Source organism: Candidatus Alkanophaga liquidiphilum (assembly GCF_053996935.1).
Genome location: NZ_JBMXYC010000009.1, coordinates 1 through 16,370, shown reverse-complemented (window position 1 = coordinate 16,370; position 16,370 = coordinate 1). Strand labels below are relative to the sequence as shown.

Genomic DNA, 16,370 nt, shown 5'->3' with positions numbered 1-16,370 from the left:
GCAACTTTTTTATCTTCTGTACTAAGGAAGAAAAACAGAGATTCTTCCTCATCGTCCGCCAAAGGTAATTCTGCAGTGGTAGTACCTACGATATAAGGATTTTTACTTTCCTCAGCAAGTTTAATTAAACCCTCCATACCTAACTTAACTTTAATATCTTGAATTGCTTTGATTCTTTTCCCTGTGACAATTTGCTCAAATTTTTTATAGTCGTCCCTTTCTTTTCCTTCAGGAAGGTGAGGCCAGTAATCTTCAAAAAGCCATATGTAACGTTTTATTATGTCAGCAGGCTCAAGTTTATTATAAATCTCTTCAATTTCTCTCAACTCTTTTTCAGGCAGTGCCCATTTAGCATCATGGAAGGAACGATGATCAGATAATATTTCTCTAAGTTTATTCCAAAGACCAAGCTGACTATCATCAATTAGATCGACTAAACTTGATAATTCCCTGAGAATTTTTTCTCTTTCTTGTAGAGGCAAACCTGAGTAATGCCCCATAATTTCTGCCCATTTTTTGCCGTCTTTGCCAACATTTTTTAGTATTTTATCAACTATTGCACTAATACTTTCTCTGTACTCTTTAATTGTCACTCTGTTATCTGCCTTATTTGAAACCTGACGCCATCGAGGTTTATGTGTGGGAGAACAGAAATCATGACTTCTGGGCATTAGGCTAATTAATAATTTCCAACCAATTTCTGGCTCTCGCCTTATTAGAGTATCTACGGCTCCTAATCTCTGTTCTACTGTGGCATAAGTATGCGGAAGCCATAAAAGGAAAATATCCCTCAAACTATTTATTGGTCTATTAGCTAATTTCCCTCCCGGATCCAGCTTTGCAAGTTTCCCGAGAATAAGAGTCACTTTTCCAAGTAAATTAGGGTCCCATGTTAAACCTTGTAAAGCCCAAAGTAAACTTGGATGAGCACTATGAGAAGTTAAAGTGTCGTCAGTTTCAGAAAACATTCCCATGATTGGAGGTGCTTTCTGTGAAAGTGAATCTTCAACAGCTTCAAGAAATGAAGAAGGAGAAGCTTCAGCTATAAGGGGTAACACATCAGATAGAGAATACCAAAGTTTCCAATCGGCATTATTCAAAAGTTCTCGGATTACACTATCCACCCAGATTTGTGGGGGACATGATAAGTCTATATTTTTGTCATCACCGAAAACGGCAATTAAAACAAGTGTTTGAACAATTCCTTCTCTTAATGTTTTTGAATACTTAGATTCTTTCCCGTATACTGAAGCCATCCATCTTTTTTCTGGTTCAAGGTCAAGTGAGGGATCTACTTCACGCAGGACTTTAAGAGAAACTTCCTTCAATTTTTTAAAGTCATTTTTCGTCAAAAAAGGAGACAAAGCAAAGAATGCATCTAATGGAGAAGTAAGACGCCATATTTCACCAATTTTTAATATGGGGGGATCTGGTTTATAAAGCCATTTTTTAAGGGTGCTAATAAATGCATCATATGGAATTCCCGCAATCTCACTTATTATCTCTTTATCGCCTTGTTTGTTTTCATTCCATTTTCCAACCAATAGAACTGGAAGAATCTCTCTGGCTCTCTCCGGTTTAGCCCATTCAGGTTGTTTACTAATCGGACTTAAACGTCTTCTCAAAACCGTTAAACTTCTCGCCGTATCCCTTGAAAGCTTTTCAGCGTCTTCCTCTCTTATTCCCATCTTTCTCAAAGCAGAGACAAATTCATCCCTTTCAATCCTTGGTAATATAATTTTATCTTTTGTAACAGTATTATCTGGACTTATGGGAACAAAAACATAATGATTATGTTGAGAGAGCACGATTTCTATTTCTTCAAATTCAGTCATTAATAACAAACTGTTTTTACAAGTAGTGGTTACATGCCTAAAGGCTTCTTTATCAGAAATAACAATAGATTTAGATAAAAAGTGTTCTCTTTCTTCTTCTGGCAATGTGAGAATAACTGCTGACAAAAACGCTAAAGCTTCATCTTTTGTTGAGGCTTGCACAACTAAAAGTGAAGGGTCAGAATTTAACCATTTTTTAACTTTTTCTATCTGTTCATCCCTGCCGGCAAGAACCAATTCTGGTGGAAGAGGTGGATGTGTTACCAGGCTCCATTCGTTCCACCACTCCTCAAGCGAATAAACATTTTGCTGTGGGTATTTCCCAATATGTTTAGCCAGCCATGCTCCAACTGCAGGGGCTTGTTCAAGCCATTCCTCTAAATCTCTGGCATCATAAACTCTTACATCTCTCCAGAACTCTTCTTTATTTTTTTCTTCCACCCATTTGTCTTTATTACTCCATACTGTTGGGGTAACGAAAATATATGTAGCTTCAGAAGGGTTTGGTACTAAAGGAGTCTCCTTTCGCTTTTTATAATCTTCCTCTGCTTTTGTTTTTATGTCTTTTCTTGTGCTAAGCTCCCATAAAGACAAGCCTTTGGGAATATATTCTGTTTCTTCTTTAGATTCTAGTCTACCATCCCAACCTGGATAAACTATACTCTCCCCTGCAGGAAAGGATATAGAATCAATCTTATTTACCGTTGCTCTAATTAGACGCCGAATGACGAGCGGTAAATACTCTTGAGAATCTCGTCTTGAAGCCCAATTTTCTAAATCTGTGGCATCAATCCATGTCATAATTAATCCTCCCACGCTCCACAATGTCACTTATCTCGTTCATATACGCATTACGTATATCCTCCCAATTTGGCGGCATATACGAACTTAATATATCCTCCCATTCTGGCAGTATATCCAAACTTCGCCCTTCGGATGAAAACTTTTTCCAGAACGACTCCATCATCTCTTTCCGCCACCCGCAAAGCGCGTCCCTCTTATCCGGGGCTGCACAGACCCTAAGCATATCTATCAACACAAGTATAGAAAAACTTACTCTTTCTTAACTGCAAATTCCTACAAGGGCTCAGCTAAAACTGAAAGTCCAAAAAGTCTCACAAAAAGTAAGAAAATAAAGAAGCTAAACGTTCCTCGCCAATCTCTTCACCAAGTTGCCGTCGGCGTCGTATATCAGGACTTCGAGCGGCATCTGCCCGGGGAGCGTATGCGTGGCGCACGCCAAGCAGGGGTCATACGCTCTGAACGCCATCTCCACCATGTTCAGGAGCTTGTCGTTCACTTCGCCTCCGGATATGAGTTTCTGCGCCGCCTTCTTGATGGACATACACATCGCAGCGTTGTTGTGCCCGGTCGCTACGATTAGATTGAGCTTAGTTACGATGCCCTCGTTGTCCGTCCAGTAGTGGTGGAAGAGCGTGCCCCTTGGAGCTTCGACACAGCCGACGCCCTCCTCCGGCTCTCCAAGCTCAGCACGCACATCTTTCGACGTTATTTCCGAGTCCTGAATTAGTTCCATGAGGCGTTCCGCAGCGTATAAATTCTCGACGAGCCTCGCCCAGTGGAACGCCAGCGTATTATGAACGGGCTTCTTCCCAAAGAACTCATAGAACTTCTCGTAGGCTTCTTGGGCGAGCGGTGTCGCAATACCATCAGCAGCATTCAGCCTTGCAAGCGTGTTCACCCGGTAAACGCCGGAATTCTTGCCGTCCACGAGTCCTTTCCAGCCAACACCCTTGAGATACGGGAACTTCAGGTAGCTCCAAGGCTCGACGTGCTCTGCAATGTAGTCCAAATACTTCGCAGGCGGGAACTTCGCATACTCCCGCCCTTCGGGGTCCACGACACGAACATCGCCGTCGTAGAAGTTCACCTTGTTGTTTTTGTCCACAAGTCCCATGTAATACGTCTCGTGGTAATAAACGTCGCCAGCTATCAGGTCAACAAGCTCCTTGTCCTTCAACACGAGGTTGTCGAATATTTCAAGCGATGTCTTTCCGAATTCGAGCAGCGACTTCCCCTTCTCCTCGATCTCCGCACGCTCCTCGTCGGTCAGCGGTCTTGCAACGCCGCCCGGCACGCCGCATACCGGATGTGTCGCCTTCCCGCCGACGATTTCCTGAATGCGTTGTGCGTAGCCCCTGTTCTTAATCACGAGCTTTCCAGTCTCCAGCCCGACTTTCTGAATGAGTCCGAGGACGTTGCGTTCAGCCTTCGGCGCGCCGGCGCCGACCACGAAGTCGGGGGCGGCGAGGGCATAGAAGTGCAGTTGGTGCGAGTGCATCATGTGCGCGCAGTATGCCATTTCCCTGATTTTCTTGGCGGCAGGCGTCGGCTCAGCCTTGTAAACGGCGTCACATGCTTTCGTCGAAGCCATGTGGTGTGCCCACGGACACACACCGCAGATGCGAGGCGTGATTCTCGGCAACTCCTCCACGGGTCGCCCGATGCAAAAACGCTCGAAGCCTCGTAGCTCCACAACTTGGAAATATGCATCGGCGACGTTTCCTGCATCGTCCAAGAATATAGTGATTTTCCCGTGCCCTTCAAGTCTCGTGATTGGCGAAATTACAACCTCCCTCATCTACTCCACCTCCTTTTTCTGCACAACTTTGTTCAGCAACGCAACAGGCAACGTGAACCGGTAAAACGTGCCGAGCGGGTCTTTTATCTGGTCGGTGATGGCAGTGAGCTGTTCCTCCGTCAGCTCAGTCTCCTCTTCCAACCCCAAGACCGAAGCAATCGCCGAGAGGACCGAGGCGCCGTGATCGCGGACAGCTGCGGTCGGTCCGTAGCAGCCACGACACGGCATGTTTGCATTTATGCAGCGGGCGCCGCAACCGCCCCTCGTCGCCGGTCCCAGACAAATGAGACCCTGCTCTAGCAGGCACTTCTCAGTATCCGGCAGGAAATCTTGCGGCCTTCGAATCTCTTTTATCCGCTTTTCCTCCCGCTTCCTTGGACACTCCTCGCACAGCGCCTTCTCCGACGCTATGACTGCACCCTTCGGCGGCAGCTCGCCCGTCTCCGCATACTTCGCTACTATATCTACCAAGTCGTTTATCCGCTCTACCGCCGGCGGACACCCCGGCACGTAGTAGTCCACGTCAACAACTCTGTCCAGCGCAAATACCTCGTCAAAAAACACCGGAAGCGTCAACTTCTTCCCATCAACCTCAAGCTCGGTCTGTGGCGTCACGCCCTCCGGGTTTTCCGTTGATACGGTCTCCTTATACGCTATGTTGAAAATCTGCTCGCGATTGGCGACATTCGCCAGCCCCGGAATGCCGCCAAAGCACGCACAGCTCCCGAAGGCGACCATCACCTTGCATTTCTGTCGCAGGAGCTTTGCGAGCTCCTCGTGCTCGCCGAGCCGCACCGCTCCGTTGAAGAGGCAAATGTCCACGCTTCCGTCCTCCAGTGTTTCAACGTCCTCGTATTTGAAGTCCATCGCCACCGGCCAGAGAACAATGTCAGCGATTGCCGCCAAGTCGAGGATGCGCTCCTCGATGTCGAGCGTCGCCACGTCGCAACCGCCGCACGTCGCTGCCCAGTAAAGCGCCAATTTCACCTTCTTACCTTCTGCCATCTCCACCACTACTCCTCTGCCTTCAGCGGACTCGGTCCTAATTCTTTCAACTTCTCAGTGAACTCCCTAATAACTTGAGCGAACTTCGCACCCTCCGCCGCGGAAATGAACTCCATACGGAGCCGCTCTGGCGAGATTCCGAGCTGCGCCAGCATCTTCCGCAGAAGCTCAATGCGCCGTTTCGCCTTGTAGTTTCCGCTCATGTAATGACAATCGCCAGGATGGCAGCCACCGACGAAAACACCATCGGCACCACGCGCGAATGCAGCAAGAATGAACTCCGGGTCGATGCGCCCGGTGCACATCACCCTTATGAGCCGGATGTTCGGCGGGTATTTCAGTCTTGACGTCCCTGCGAGGTCGGCGCCCGCATACGTGCACCAGTTGCATGCAAACCCTATTATCTTAGGCTCAAAGCTCATGCTTCTCCCCTGTTTGCGTTTAAAGCTCTAAAAATAGCCACTTTCGGAACACATTTAAATTTTCTGTTTTTATCCCGTGCGGAACTTGGTCAGATTGCTGAAAAGGGTGCGGGGGTGAAAATTGCATGAAACACCTTGCTGAGGACAATAAGCCAGTAGCGGAGCACGCCACCAGCGAATTCGCCTATCTCTCGCGGACCGATACCCGTGGGCATGCCGGCATACCCCGATAGTATCGGTAACACGAAAAACAATACCAGAAGGGCTATGAACACCACAGTCGTTATCTTCATAATGGTTAAGGATTGCACAGCTACATAAAAAACCAACGCCGAGGGTGGGATTTGAACCCACGCGCCCCAGAGGGGCATCGGCTCACCTCGGATTGGCAAGGTCCTACGAACGACGCCAGCCACTGCCAACCCGCTCAAGGCCGACGCCTTAGTCCGCTCGGCAACCTCGGCTTAAATCGAGATTATTTTATATTCCTCTTTCGTCGACGCCTCCTCTACCATCCTTATTGCGTCGGTCGGGCACTCATTAGCGCAAATCCCGCAGCCCTTACAGTAGTCATAATCTATGTTTATCTCTTTATCTATAACGACCTCCGGGCAATACACGTAGCACAGCATGCAGCGCACGCACTTGTTTTCATCACGCACGGGTTTGAACGTGCGCCAGCTGCCGGTCTTCCCAGACGCCCCTATTTTGGGGTAAGAGATAGTAACCTTTATCTCCATTGCCGAGAGCCCCCTTAGAGCATTGCTGCCATCTTGTAGGCTACTTCTGCCGCAGCGACGTTCTTCTCGTTGGGGAACATTTTCAGGATGGCACCCCGCACAGCGTCAAGGCGCACTATGCCCATCTTCGCAACCGCACCTACAATCGGGACGTTCAACACCGGGGCGCCTGCGACTTTTAGGTCGAAGTCCAAGGAAATCTTCGTGGCGTTCACCGTGTAAACTTCGTAATCCTCGAATTTGTCAGCGTCTATGTTGTTTTCGGTGTTTATCAGGAGTTTTCCGCCCGGCTTTAGCCCTTCCGTCACATCAACGGCGTCAATGACTGTGGGATCCATTACGATGACGCAGTCTGGTCTTCGTATTTGACTATACTTTCTTATCTCGTGGTCGCTGATCCTCGTGAACGAGACCGTCGGCGCACCCCTGCGCTCCGCCCCATAGAAAGAGGAAGCGGTGCTATATTTGCCCTCGAGGAACGCTGCGACAGCAAGCATCTTCGCAGCGGTCACGCCACCCTGTCCACCCCTTGAGTGGAGCCGTATTTCTATTACTCTTCTTGTCCCTGCTCTTACGGCGTCGCTCTCACTTGCGGCTTCCTTAGCACTTACACTCCATACCATGTCTCACCACCTTGCTTATCCATGAACAGTTTTTCAAGCGCCTCATGCGGGACATCTTGCCCGCCGAGACCTGCAATTATGCTTTTCACCTCCTTTATTATCCCCAAATCATACAATCTCGCCTTCACCTCCTCGGCGAGGATGCCGCCGTAGCCCGAGGAATATGCTCTATCGATTATTATGAAACGTTCAGCGGGCAGCCTCTTTACCTCCTCTGCGAACGCCTTCGGGAAAGGCCGGAGCTGTCGCAGCCGCAACACGCCTATTTTTTCACCTTTATCTCTCAGCGAATCGCACGCCACCTCCGCCTCTCTCGCTAGCGTTCCCATCGCTATCACGAGCGTCTCCGCATCTTCGCAGCGATACTTCATCACCGCACTGTATCTACGACCGGTTATTTTCTCGAACTCTCGCTCTGTCTCAGCGATCACGTCGTCCGCCGCTCTCATGCATTTGTTGTTGTCATACTGCACGAGGAAGTTGTGCTCTGGCGAGATTAGCGTGCCGAGCGTGTGCGGACGCTCAAAATTCAAAGCGTGCGGAATCCTCACAGGCGGCAAGAATTCATCATACGCAGCCTCGTCAACGAGGCGAAGCGGCTGCATCACGTGGCTCAACACGAAACCTTCAAGGTTCACCATCGTCGGCAGCATCACTCTACGGTCCTCAGCAACCCTGAAAGCCATGAGCGTCGTGTCGTAGGCTTCCTGAATGGACGCCGTATAAAACTGAATCCAGCCCGCGTCCCTGTGCGCCATTGCGTCCTTGAGCTCCGCCCAGATGTTCCAGCCGGGCGCCAGCGCGCGGTTCACGTTCGCCATGACGATGGGGAGTCTTGCGATGCTTGCCCAGAAAATCATCTCGCACATGTAAAGGAAGCCGTGTGCCGCCGTCGCCGTGAAGACACGAGCGCCCATCGACGCCGCACCGATGCACGCTGCCATCGCAGAATGCTCGCTCTCCACGTGAATATACTCCGACCTGAGTTCTCCCCTCTCCACGTATCTCGCAAGCACCTCCACAATTTCGGTTTGCGGCGTGATCGGGTATGCGGCTATCACGTTCGGCTTCGCCAGTTTCACGGCTCTCGCAACCGCTTCGTTCCCTGTGACGAACACCACTTCTTCCTGCATCTCCCTCACCACAATCTGCGGCGAGCAGTTGCCTCCTTAAGCCTTTCCAGCTCCTGATAAACGGTTTTCTGTATTCTCTCTACCTCTTCGTCAGTGATTCCATTAAAACGCCCCTGCGCCCTCAAATATTTTTCTACGGGGAGGACGTCGCCGTTCAAAACGACACGGCGGCTCGGTGCACTCAGCCTGAAGACGCCATGCTCCACCTCGTAAAGCGTCCACATCCCAGTCCTGACGGCAAGCTTTCCCATCTCTATGCCTTTACTCGTTGGAAACCTCCAGCTCACAGGACATGGCGTCAACACGTGTATGTATTTCGGACCTTCGATGGAGAGCGCCTTTTTGAACTTCTCATAAAGGTCCATGGGGTAGGAGGGACATACTGTCGCCACGTATGGAATGTCATGTGCCGCTACGATTCTCGGAACATCCTTCTTTTTTTCCCGTTTGCCGCTGGGCGTCGTAGTCGTTCTTGCGCAGAGCGGCGTCGCACCAGAGCGTTGCATGCCAGTGTTGCAATAAGCTTCGTTATCGTAACAGACGTAGAGGAAATTATGTCCCCGCTCGACGGCGCCGGAGAGCGCTTGAATGCCGATGTCCACGGTGCCACCGTCGCCTGCGAACGCTATGACGTTCACATCCCGCCGCCCGAAGCTTTTAAGTGCGGCTTCGACGCCACTGGCCATAGAGGCAGTGCACGCGAACGCCGTGTCGAGCGTCGGGACGTTGTAAGCGGTGTTCGGATAGACGCCCTCGCAGACGACCATGCAGCACGCCCCCACAAGGAGCAGCGTCTTCCTGCCCGTGGCTCTCGACGCCTTAAGTGCGTAGCGCAATGCTATCATCGCAGTGCAGCCTGCACATGCGGAGTTGCCCTTCAGCACGTATTCGTCCTCAGGCACCGCTGCCAGCCATCTTGCGCCTCTTACCTCTCTTTTTTCCGCCTTCATTCCCCCGTGCTCCTCTTTTCCCAGCACTTCGACCATAGAGACCACCACAATGTTGAGCGCGCCGCAGAACGCCGCCGCACCGCAAAAAGCCAAAAGGATGTAGGGTGCAAAAAGCAGCACGACGACGCACGGCGCACGTGCTTAAGCACGCACGCCCACACGCACTATAATAATACGCACTAATAACAATAAAAGGAGAGCAACAGCTGAGACAGCAACCCTCGAGACTTCACGGTGCCGCCTCAGACTAAAATCTTTCATGCTTTCATAACCCTATAAGCCACTATTATATAAAAGTTTCTGTCGCCGCCATGTTACTTTAAGATGTCGGTCCTTGCTAAGTCCTTCAGCCTTCCGACGCCATCTATTTCCTTTACAACCTCCACAACGGCCTTAGGCACGAGGTCTTCCCAAGATTCGCCATTTAGCATCCGCCGCCTGATTTCCGTGCCGGAATACTCACGGCGGTTAAAGAACGGCGATTTCCTGACTTCGTAGCCTTCCTCCTTGAAAAGTCTCTCCACGAGAGCATTGTTCGTGAATACGACATCCACAGGCGGTATCAGCGATTCTATGTGGGAAACCCAGACCGCATTCCTGTTCACATCTATCACCGGCACTATGTAATAATTCAAGACGCCGTCATCCCGCAGCGACTTTGAAATCATTATGTAACGCTCGCCCGCCGTGAACGGGTCGGAAAGCTCGTGGCTCTTCTGCGCCGAGCCGATAACTATTACTATCTCATCAAATTGCGATGCTATTTCTTTTATGACGAAGTGATGCCCTTTATGGTAAGGCTGGAACCTGCCTATGTAGAGCGCCCTCATCTTGAGCCCCCCCTTAAATGAGCCCCCTTAAATATTTGGAGTTAGTTAATCTTGTTACATGGAAATAATATGGCATGGGCATGCTTGCTTTGAAATAATATCGGAAGAGGGCAAGATAATAGTTACTGACCCCTTTGACGAGAGCATCGGCTACCCCCGCCTCGACGTTGCGGCGGACGTAATCCTCGTGAGCCACGAGCATTACGACCATAATAACATTACAGTGGTGCGAGGGCGTCCCGAAGTCGTCAGGGGCGTCGGCGAGCACGTGGCTAAAGGCATTAAGTTCTATGGTGTTAGGACGTATCATGATGCCGTAAAGGGCGCGCAGCGTGGTGAGAACACGGTGTTCGTGTTTGAAGTTGACGGCGTGGCACTTTGCCATCTCGGCGACCTTGGGCATGTTCTTGAGGAGGAGCATCTAAACGAAATAAGAGCCGCAGCTGCTGGCATAGACGTTTTGTTCGTTCCTGTGGGCGGCACGTTCACGATTGACGCCGACGACGCCGATAAGGTTGTTTCGCAATTTTCGCCTAAGATCGTAATTCCGATGCACTTCAAGACGCCGCCCTTGAAGCTTCCGGTCAGCGGTGTGGAGCCTTTCCTTAAAAGTAAGAAGGTGAGAAGGGAGAAGATGCTAAAAGTAACAAAGGAAACGCTGCCGGCGGAAATGGAAGTCGTCGTCTTGGATTGGCAGCATTAGACTGAGCAAATGAACAACAGTTGAGAACAGCAACTTATGATGGCAGAGCTGTAAGTATGGCGCTATTCTGTTAAGTGCCGATATAATGGACACAGGCAGCGATTAAAAGTCAAAACTTGTTCTAAGTATTTTCTTTTAATCCCTACTTGCCTAAAAAATAAGAGTAGAAAAGATTTTTTAGAGTTAAAAGTCCATTCCCCTTCTAATTACTAGTAACGCAACGCCAAACACTATCATTACTGCTGGCAACGCTACTGTTGGAAATTCCGGCGCAGGTGCTATGGGTTTCAGTGCGTATGACGTGTAGGTCGTATCATCTGACCACAATAAAGGCTTGAGAACAACGCCATCTGACTGCACACCAGTTGGAGCCTTGCCAACACTACTTAGTCCTATTGTTAAATCTTTGGGTATATCCACAATTCCCGATCAATCCGTCTCTCATAACAACAAAAATGTTGAAAGCATTAGTCTTCCCTTTCAAGAATGAAGACCATAGCGTTATTAAGCATGCCCCCTTCGCAGTGCATGAGGCCAATTTCTGCGCCGGCGATTTGATTCGGGGCTTCGCCCCGTAGCTGCTTTATTATGGAGATCGTCTCGTAAAATGGTGTCGCCATCGCAGGATGTCCCCGTGAGAGGAGCCCGCCGTCCGTATTTATTGGAATTCTGCCGCCGACCTCAGTCTCGCCCTCTTCGATGGCTTTTACCATCTCGCCTTTCTCAAAGAAACCTAAATCTTCGGGCACCATCAGTTCTTGCGGGCTGAACGGCGCGTAAACCTCAGCGACGTCCACGTCCTTTGGTTCGAGCTTCGCAGCCTCGAACGCCCTGCGAGCCGCCAAAATATTTGCTTCAAAGCTCGTGATGGACTTACAGCGGTCAGTCGGCACGAAGGCGGAGTTGTCGTGATGCTCGCCTATGCCTTTAATGTAAATTGGCGTGTCGGTGTATTTGCGAGCGTCTTCCGCAGCGCAAAGCACGACGGCGGCGGCGCCGTCCCTTGCTGCTGAGGCGTCTAAAAGCTTTATCGGCGAGCTTAGCATCGGAGATTTCAAAACGTCATCCACTGTTATTTTCTCCCTAAAATATGCAAGGGGATTTTTCGTTGCGGCATTACGGTCTCTGACTGCCGCGAGCGCAAAATGCTCCTCCGTCGCCCCGAACTCGTGCATGTAGCGGCGGGCAGAACAAGCATATGCCCAGATAACGCCACCCCGCGCATAAACCCGTGTTAGCGGTTCGAACATATCCAGAAAGTCCTGACGCTTGAAGATGCCAAGGCTGTGCTCGCGGACGGCGCCGAAGCACACCGCCACTTTCACATTTCGCAGCATGATTTCGTTCGCTGCGTATTTCAGCGTGAGCCCGGCAGCGACGCCCCCGCAGCCTATCTCCGCCATGGACTTCGGCGAAATCCGTATGTACTCGGCGAGCACCGAGAGGTGCAAACCGAGCGTCGTTATGTAGTTCGGCGTTGCGTAAAGCCCTTCAATTTCGTCCTTCGACACGCTCGCATCCTCAAGTGCCAGCCTGATGACCTCGAGCGCAAGCTCGTTCTCGGGACTCTTTGGATATTTCCCAATGCTCAGCGCCCCGCACCCGATAATTGCAACTTTGTTCATCAACTAACCTTCTTACCTCCCATTTTAATCTTCCATTTTGAAACCAAGCAGATTCTTAAACTCACACACTAACTTTTTGGCATGATAAAGGCGGCAGTCATCGGAGCATCTGGCTACATCGGCATGGAGCTTGTCCGCCTCCTGCTTATGCATCCCGACGCCGAGCTCGTGGCGGTGACCTCAAGACGCTTTAAAGGTTTGCGGGTCGGCGACGTGCTCCCACACCTCCAAGGCTTCACTGACCTCAAATTCGAGGACGTGGACGCCGTCGAGCTTTCAAAGCGGGCAGACATCGTTTTCACGGCAGTGCCGCACGGCGCCGCAATGAGCTATGTGCCGAAAATCTTGGAAAACGCAAGCGTCGTGGACTTGAGCGCGGATTATAGGCTTAACCCGCAGGAATACGAAAAAATTTACAAAAAGAAGCACGAAGACCCGAGAATTGCGGTTTATGGGCTTACGGAGCTTCACACTGCCGAGATAAAAGATGCAAGGCTCGTTGCAAACCCCGGCTGTTACCCAACGGGCGCCGTCCTTGCGGTAGCGCCGCTCGTTGCGGAGGGCATCGTCGCTCATGCGGTCTTCGATGCGAAGTCAGGAATCTCCGGGGGTGGTGCCGAGCCCTCGGAACGCTCGCATTTCCCCAATCTCGCTGAGAACATCATTCCCTACAACGTAACTAAACACAGGCACGTCGCCGAGATAAAAATGGAGCTGGCACGTCTCGCCTCCGCCTCGTCTTCCGCTTCCGCAACGCTGAAAGTAAGCTTCACGCCGCACGTCATCCCGTGCATTCGTGGTATTCTGACGACGGCGCACGTCCTCCTGCGTGACGGCGTGAGCGTGCCCACGCCAGAGCAGCTTAATAGCCTCTATGAACGCTTTTATGAGGGGAAGCCATTCATAAGGATTTTCGGTGAGAGAATGCCGTCATTAAGCTACGTTCGTGGCACGAACTTCTGCGACATCGGCTTCTGGGTAGACGAGGATGCAATGCGCATTGTTGTGGTTTCAGCTATTGATAACCTCGTAAAGGGCGGCGCCGGGCAGGCAGTTCAAAACATGAACTTGATGTTCGGGCTTGTCGAAACCACGGGGCTGCACACGCCAAGCTTGACACCATGATGTCACTGAGAGCTGCGAGCGAAAACAACACATTTAAAGCCAAATTATTAAACATGACATTTTGGGTGCGAGCATGGAATTGAAAGATGTCCAGGCAATAGATACGATGTGTAGAGCTTACTACTGCGACCCTGAGATTGCGAAAGAGGTGTTTCGGCATTATGAATTTCAGATAATGGGGATAACGACTTTCGGCGGCGTAATGCGAAAGCTCGGCATAAAAGAGCCGAGCGAGCTTTGGAGAGTCCTCGCAGACCTCGGTAAGGGCTCTGTCGAGGCTATGCTACAGGAAATGGACGAGATAGGTGTGGAATACGTCTTCATGGACCAGATGATAATTTGGTCGGTGCGGGAGCATACTGAGATGTGCCACATACCGCTGGAGCAGCTCGTCAAGCTCTGCGACGCGGCTGACGGTAGAATAATCGGTGGGGCAGGCTACAACCCGTTCAGGATAAAGGAGAGCCTCAAAGAGGTGGAAACTGCAGTTCGCGACTACGGCTTCAAGTATGTGTGGTTCCACCCGATAAGCTTCGGGCTTAGACCGAATGACAAGAAGTGCTATCCGCTGTATGCCAAATGTCTCGAGCTCGAAATACCGGTATGCATGCAAGTGGGGCATTCCGCAGAGCCACTGCCAAGCGAGCCCGGACACCCAATGTATGTGGACGAGGTTGCAATTGATTTTCCGGACTTGGAAATAGTGTTGACGCACACGGGCTGGCCGTGGGTGGACGAGTGGATTTCGATGCTCTGGCGGCATCCGCATGTTTACGGGAACATCGGCGCCTACTACCCGAGCGACGTGGCAAGGCGGATGCCGCAAATCATTGATTTCATGGACCGTCGCGGGCGTGATAAAGTGCTTTGGGCGACGAACGGCTTCGGGCTGACACGCTGTAAGAAGGAATTCTTGGAGCTGCCGCTTAAGGACGAAACGAAAAGGAGAGTTTTGAGAGAGAATGCAATCAAAGTGTTTGGGCTTTGATGAGGCGGTTCAGACTCGTGCTAAGAGCGGAACGTGGCAAGTGCGTGGAGACTGTCGCAAAACATGAATACTGGCGGGCAGTTGACGAGTATATGCGGCTTGAGGGGGCAGCGGAGGAGCTTGAACTGAAAATAGAATTACTACGCAAGTTTTTAGAGGAGATGGACATCCGCAGATATAGGGCGGAGCTTGAAGAGCTTCAAGCTAAGGGCGAAGATGCTTTCTTGATGCTTGAATTAGATGAGAACGGTAGGGCTCATGCACGGATTGAAACGCGATAGAATTAAGTGAGGGGTGGAGTTAAGTTGAGTTAAAGTGGAGGGGTGAAATGAGAATTTGCGTGCCGACGCTCGGAGAAAAGGGGCTTGAGAGCGAAGTATTCTGGAACTTCGGACTTTCGCCAACGTTCACGCTCGTCGAGCTTGAGAGCGGCAGTGTCTGCATCATTCAAGGCTTCAAAGATGGTTGTGACGGCAGCAGAATAACCTCCGAAATCATAATGAACAGCGACGTCGGTGCGGTCGTCTGTAACGGCATAAGTGCGTTCGCCGCCGAACGCCTCATGAGGTTTGGAATTTCCGTTTACGTTGGCGCAAAAGGCAAAGTCAAAGAGGCGGTGGAGGCATTCAAGGCAGGGCGGCTGCTGAAACTTGAAAAGGCGGAATGCGTACACGCAGGTGTTCACGACGAATGCGCAGAACACGACACTTGCGCAGAGCACGACGAACGGTAGCTTGTTTGAGAGATGATGCTTAAAATAACGACACTTTGCGACAATATCGCCGCAGTTCGCGAGGGCATACTCGCAGAGCATGGCTTTTCCGCTCTTATCGAGACTGAAGACGTTAGGATTCTCTTCGATACCGGCCAAAGCATTTCGGTCGTCAATAATGCAGACGTTTTAGGCGTCTCTTTGGACGTTGACGCCATCGTGCTGAGTCATGGGCACTACGACCACACTGGCGGGCTTCTTTACGTGTTGCGGCGTCTCAGCAGGGGCGGTATAAGAAAGACAAGGGTCATAGCGCACCCCGACATCTTTCAGAAGAAATACGTGGTGCGGGACGGTAAGGAGCGGTATGTCGGCATCCCTTACGCTAAGGATAAACTTGAGAGCTTTGGAGCACGCTTCGAGCTTCAAGAGAAGGCGTTACGGCTGTCGTCGAACGTCATGACCACAGGCGAGGTGAAAAGGGTGGTGAGCTTTGAGAAGGGGGATAAAAGCCTTTACGTGCGGGATTCAGGCTTGAAGCAGGATGAGGTGCGAGACGACCAAGCTTTGGTGATAGACCTTGATGAGAGGGGTTTGTTTGTGGTGCTGGGCTGTGCGCACGCAGGCATGATAAACACTCTGGAACACGCCCTTGAGCTTACTGGCGCCTCCAAGATTTACGGCGTCGTTGGCGGCACGCATCTCCTCGGCGCAAGCGAGCGCAGGATAAACGAGACGCTAAGATGGTTGAAGCGGCACGCCGTTTCGCTGGTCGGCGTCTCGCACTGCACGAGCATGCGTGTCGCCCTGAAGTTCGCAGAGGCGCTTAAAGAAAAATTTCTCTTCAATGCTGCCGGCACGGTGCTGTCCGTTGAGTAACTCCCGTTCTGCCTATCCGTTGAGAGCGTGTAGGGTGTTAATTTCGTAACGGGTGGGCTCCCCTCCTCCCATCTTCATCGGCTGGCTTTCGGGGGAGCGGGAACGGAACTCCCCACATCTTCAAGGCTCTTGAGCGGATATTCCAGCTCCGACAACATCACGGTCGGCTGCAAACCCACATTTTCGCATTTTAAGACC

At 50.8% G+C, this 16,370-nt stretch carries 18 protein-coding genes and 1 tRNA gene; 6 read left to right on the top strand and 13 right to left on the bottom strand.

What is annotated here, in order from left to right; all coding sequences use genetic code 11:
- The 12 genes from ACXJJA_RS01135 to ACXJJA_RS01080 form a co-directional block, all read right to left on the bottom strand.
- Nucleotides 1-2,651: hypothetical protein (locus ACXJJA_RS01135; RefSeq protein ID WP_456486388.1), on the bottom strand; the 2,651-nt coding region annotated here is incomplete at its 3' end.
- The gene (locus ACXJJA_RS01130) at nucleotides 2,623-2,871 is read right to left on the bottom strand and encodes a hypothetical protein (protein WP_456486387.1); all 249 of its coding nucleotides are present in this window, start codon (nucleotides 2,869-2,871) and stop codon (nucleotides 2,623-2,625) included. The genes ACXJJA_RS01135 and ACXJJA_RS01130, both read right to left, overlap by 29 nt.
- A 105-nt stretch (nucleotides 2,872-2,976) precedes the next feature.
- Nucleotides 2,977-4,437: a Ni/Fe hydrogenase subunit alpha gene (locus ACXJJA_RS01125; RefSeq protein WP_456486386.1), complete on the bottom strand. Its 1,461-nt coding sequence runs from the start codon at nucleotides 4,435-4,437 to the stop codon at nucleotides 2,977-2,979.
- Nucleotides 4,438-5,442, bottom strand: a complete 1,005-nt coding sequence (locus ACXJJA_RS01120; RefSeq protein WP_456486389.1) for an NADH-quinone oxidoreductase subunit B family protein — start codon at nucleotides 5,440-5,442, stop codon at nucleotides 4,438-4,440. It abuts the gene before it with no gap.
- An 8-nt stretch (nucleotides 5,443-5,450) separates the two neighbouring features.
- Nucleotides 5,451-5,864, bottom strand: a complete 414-nt coding sequence (locus ACXJJA_RS01115; protein WP_456486385.1) for a hydrogenase iron-sulfur subunit — start codon at nucleotides 5,862-5,864, stop codon at nucleotides 5,451-5,453.
- An 89-nt stretch (nucleotides 5,865-5,953) separates the two neighbouring features.
- The gene (locus tag ACXJJA_RS01110; protein WP_456486384.1) at nucleotides 5,954-6,157 is read right to left on the bottom strand and encodes a hypothetical protein; all 204 of its coding nucleotides are present in this window, start codon (nucleotides 6,155-6,157) and stop codon (nucleotides 5,954-5,956) included.
- 36 nt (nucleotides 6,158-6,193) lie between these two features.
- Nucleotides 6,194-6,328 (bottom strand) — tRNA-Ser (locus tag ACXJJA_RS01105).
- Complete coding sequence (locus ACXJJA_RS01100; protein ID WP_456486383.1) at nucleotides 6,329-6,604, bottom strand: 4Fe-4S binding protein; 276 nt, start codon at nucleotides 6,602-6,604, stop codon at nucleotides 6,329-6,331.
- Between the two features lie 14 nt (nucleotides 6,605-6,618).
- The gene (locus ACXJJA_RS01095) at nucleotides 6,619-7,227 is read right to left on the bottom strand and encodes a 2-oxoacid:acceptor oxidoreductase family protein (RefSeq protein ID WP_456486382.1); all 609 of its coding nucleotides are present in this window, start codon (nucleotides 7,225-7,227) and stop codon (nucleotides 6,619-6,621) included.
- Nucleotides 7,212-8,360, bottom strand: a complete 1,149-nt coding sequence (locus ACXJJA_RS01090) for a transketolase C-terminal domain-containing protein (protein WP_456486381.1) — start codon at nucleotides 8,358-8,360, stop codon at nucleotides 7,212-7,214. The genes ACXJJA_RS01095 and ACXJJA_RS01090 overlap by 16 nt, the downstream gene beginning before the upstream one ends.
- Nucleotides 8,361-8,365: 5 nt before the next feature.
- A complete protein-coding gene (locus ACXJJA_RS01085; protein WP_456486380.1) occupies nucleotides 8,366-9,430 on the bottom strand; it encodes a thiamine pyrophosphate-dependent enzyme in 1,065 nt (354 codons plus the stop codon).
- Nucleotides 9,431-9,624: 194 nt separating this feature from the next.
- On the bottom strand, nucleotides 9,625-10,140 hold the full coding sequence (locus ACXJJA_RS01080; RefSeq protein ID WP_456486379.1) for a nicotinamide-nucleotide adenylyltransferase: 516 nt from the start codon (nucleotides 10,138-10,140) through the stop codon (nucleotides 9,625-9,627).
- Between the two features lie 58 nt (nucleotides 10,141-10,198).
- On the opposite strand from ACXJJA_RS01080, the gene ACXJJA_RS01075 reads away from it, so the two are divergent.
- Nucleotides 10,199-10,843, top strand: a complete 645-nt coding sequence (locus ACXJJA_RS01075; protein ID WP_456486378.1) for an MBL fold metallo-hydrolase — start codon at nucleotides 10,199-10,201, stop codon at nucleotides 10,841-10,843.
- A 467-nt stretch (nucleotides 10,844-11,310) separates the two neighbouring features.
- On the opposite strand, the gene ACXJJA_RS01070 is transcribed toward ACXJJA_RS01075, so the two are convergent.
- A complete protein-coding gene (locus ACXJJA_RS01070) occupies nucleotides 11,311-12,468 on the bottom strand; it encodes a thiolase family protein (RefSeq protein WP_456486377.1) in 1,158 nt (385 codons plus the stop codon).
- A gap of 81 nt (nucleotides 12,469-12,549) precedes the next feature.
- Here ACXJJA_RS01070 and argC point away from each other — a divergent pair, with 81 nt between their 5' ends.
- The 5 genes from argC to ACXJJA_RS01045 all read left to right on the top strand — a co-directional run bounded on the left by argC (nucleotide 12,550) and on the right by ACXJJA_RS01045 (nucleotide 16,172).
- Nucleotides 12,550-13,593 (top strand): N-acetyl-gamma-glutamyl-phosphate reductase, encoded by a 1,044-nt coding sequence (gene argC / locus ACXJJA_RS01065; protein ID WP_456486376.1) that lies wholly within the window; start codon nucleotides 12,550-12,552, stop codon nucleotides 13,591-13,593.
- A 73-nt stretch (nucleotides 13,594-13,666) separates the two neighbouring features.
- A complete protein-coding gene (locus ACXJJA_RS01060; protein WP_456486375.1) occupies nucleotides 13,667-14,581 on the top strand; it encodes an amidohydrolase family protein in 915 nt (304 codons plus the stop codon).
- Entirely contained in the window at nucleotides 14,581-14,862 is a 282-nt protein-coding gene (locus ACXJJA_RS01055; RefSeq protein ID WP_456486374.1) for a hypothetical protein, read from the top strand. The genes ACXJJA_RS01060 and ACXJJA_RS01055 overlap by 1 nt, the downstream gene beginning before the upstream one ends.
- 47 nt (nucleotides 14,863-14,909) lie before the next feature.
- Nucleotides 14,910-15,314 (top strand): NifB/NifX family molybdenum-iron cluster-binding protein, encoded by a 405-nt coding sequence (locus ACXJJA_RS01050; RefSeq protein ID WP_456486373.1) that lies wholly within the window; start codon nucleotides 14,910-14,912, stop codon nucleotides 15,312-15,314.
- Between the two features lie 12 nt (nucleotides 15,315-15,326).
- Nucleotides 15,327-16,172 carry an MBL fold metallo-hydrolase gene (locus tag ACXJJA_RS01045; RefSeq protein ID WP_456486372.1) on the top strand — a complete coding sequence of 282 codons (846 nt, stop codon included), beginning with the start codon at nucleotides 15,327-15,329 and terminating at the stop codon, nucleotides 16,170-16,172.
- Nucleotides 16,173-16,370: the final 198 nt, after the last annotated feature.

Coding starts and splice junctions, on each gene's coding strand:
- ACXJJA_RS01100 (WP_456486383.1), bottom strand. CDS start 6,604: ATGGAGATAAAGGTTACTATCTCTTACCCCAAAATAGGGGCGTCTGGG.
- ACXJJA_RS01090 (WP_456486381.1), bottom strand. CDS start 8,360: ATGCAGGAAGAAGTGGTGTTCGTCACAGGGAACGAAGCGGTTGCGAGA.
- ACXJJA_RS01060 (WP_456486375.1), top strand. CDS start 13,667: ATGGAATTGAAAGATGTCCAGGCAATAGATACGATGTGTAGAGCTTAC.
- ACXJJA_RS01045 (WP_456486372.1), top strand. CDS start 15,327: ATGATGCTTAAAATAACGACACTTTGCGACAATATCGCCGCAGTTCGC.
- ACXJJA_RS01050 (WP_456486373.1), top strand. CDS start 14,910: ATGAGAATTTGCGTGCCGACGCTCGGAGAAAAGGGGCTTGAGAGCGAA.
- argC (WP_456486376.1), top strand. CDS start 12,550: ATGATAAAGGCGGCAGTCATCGGAGCATCTGGCTACATCGGCATGGAG.
- ACXJJA_RS01125 (WP_456486386.1), bottom strand. CDS start 4,437: ATGAGGGAGGTTGTAATTTCGCCAATCACGAGACTTGAAGGGCACGGG.
- ACXJJA_RS01055 (WP_456486374.1), top strand. CDS start 14,581: ATGAGGCGGTTCAGACTCGTGCTAAGAGCGGAACGTGGCAAGTGCGTG.
- ACXJJA_RS01115 (WP_456486385.1), bottom strand. CDS start 5,864: ATGAGCTTTGAGCCTAAGATAATAGGGTTTGCATGCAACTGGTGCACG.
- ACXJJA_RS01120 (WP_456486389.1), bottom strand. CDS start 5,442: ATGGCAGAAGGTAAGAAGGTGAAATTGGCGCTTTACTGGGCAGCGACG.
- ACXJJA_RS01080 (WP_456486379.1), bottom strand. CDS start 10,140: ATGAGGGCGCTCTACATAGGCAGGTTCCAGCCTTACCATAAAGGGCAT.
- ACXJJA_RS01070 (WP_456486377.1), bottom strand. CDS start 12,468: ATGAACAAAGTTGCAATTATCGGGTGCGGGGCGCTGAGCATTGGGAAA.
- ACXJJA_RS01095 (WP_456486382.1), bottom strand. CDS start 7,227: ATGGTATGGAGTGTAAGTGCTAAGGAAGCCGCAAGTGAGAGCGACGCC.
- ACXJJA_RS01110 (WP_456486384.1), bottom strand. CDS start 6,157: ATGAAGATAACGACTGTGGTGTTCATAGCCCTTCTGGTATTGTTTTTC.
- ACXJJA_RS01075 (WP_456486378.1), top strand. CDS start 10,199: ATGGAAATAATATGGCATGGGCATGCTTGCTTTGAAATAATATCGGAA.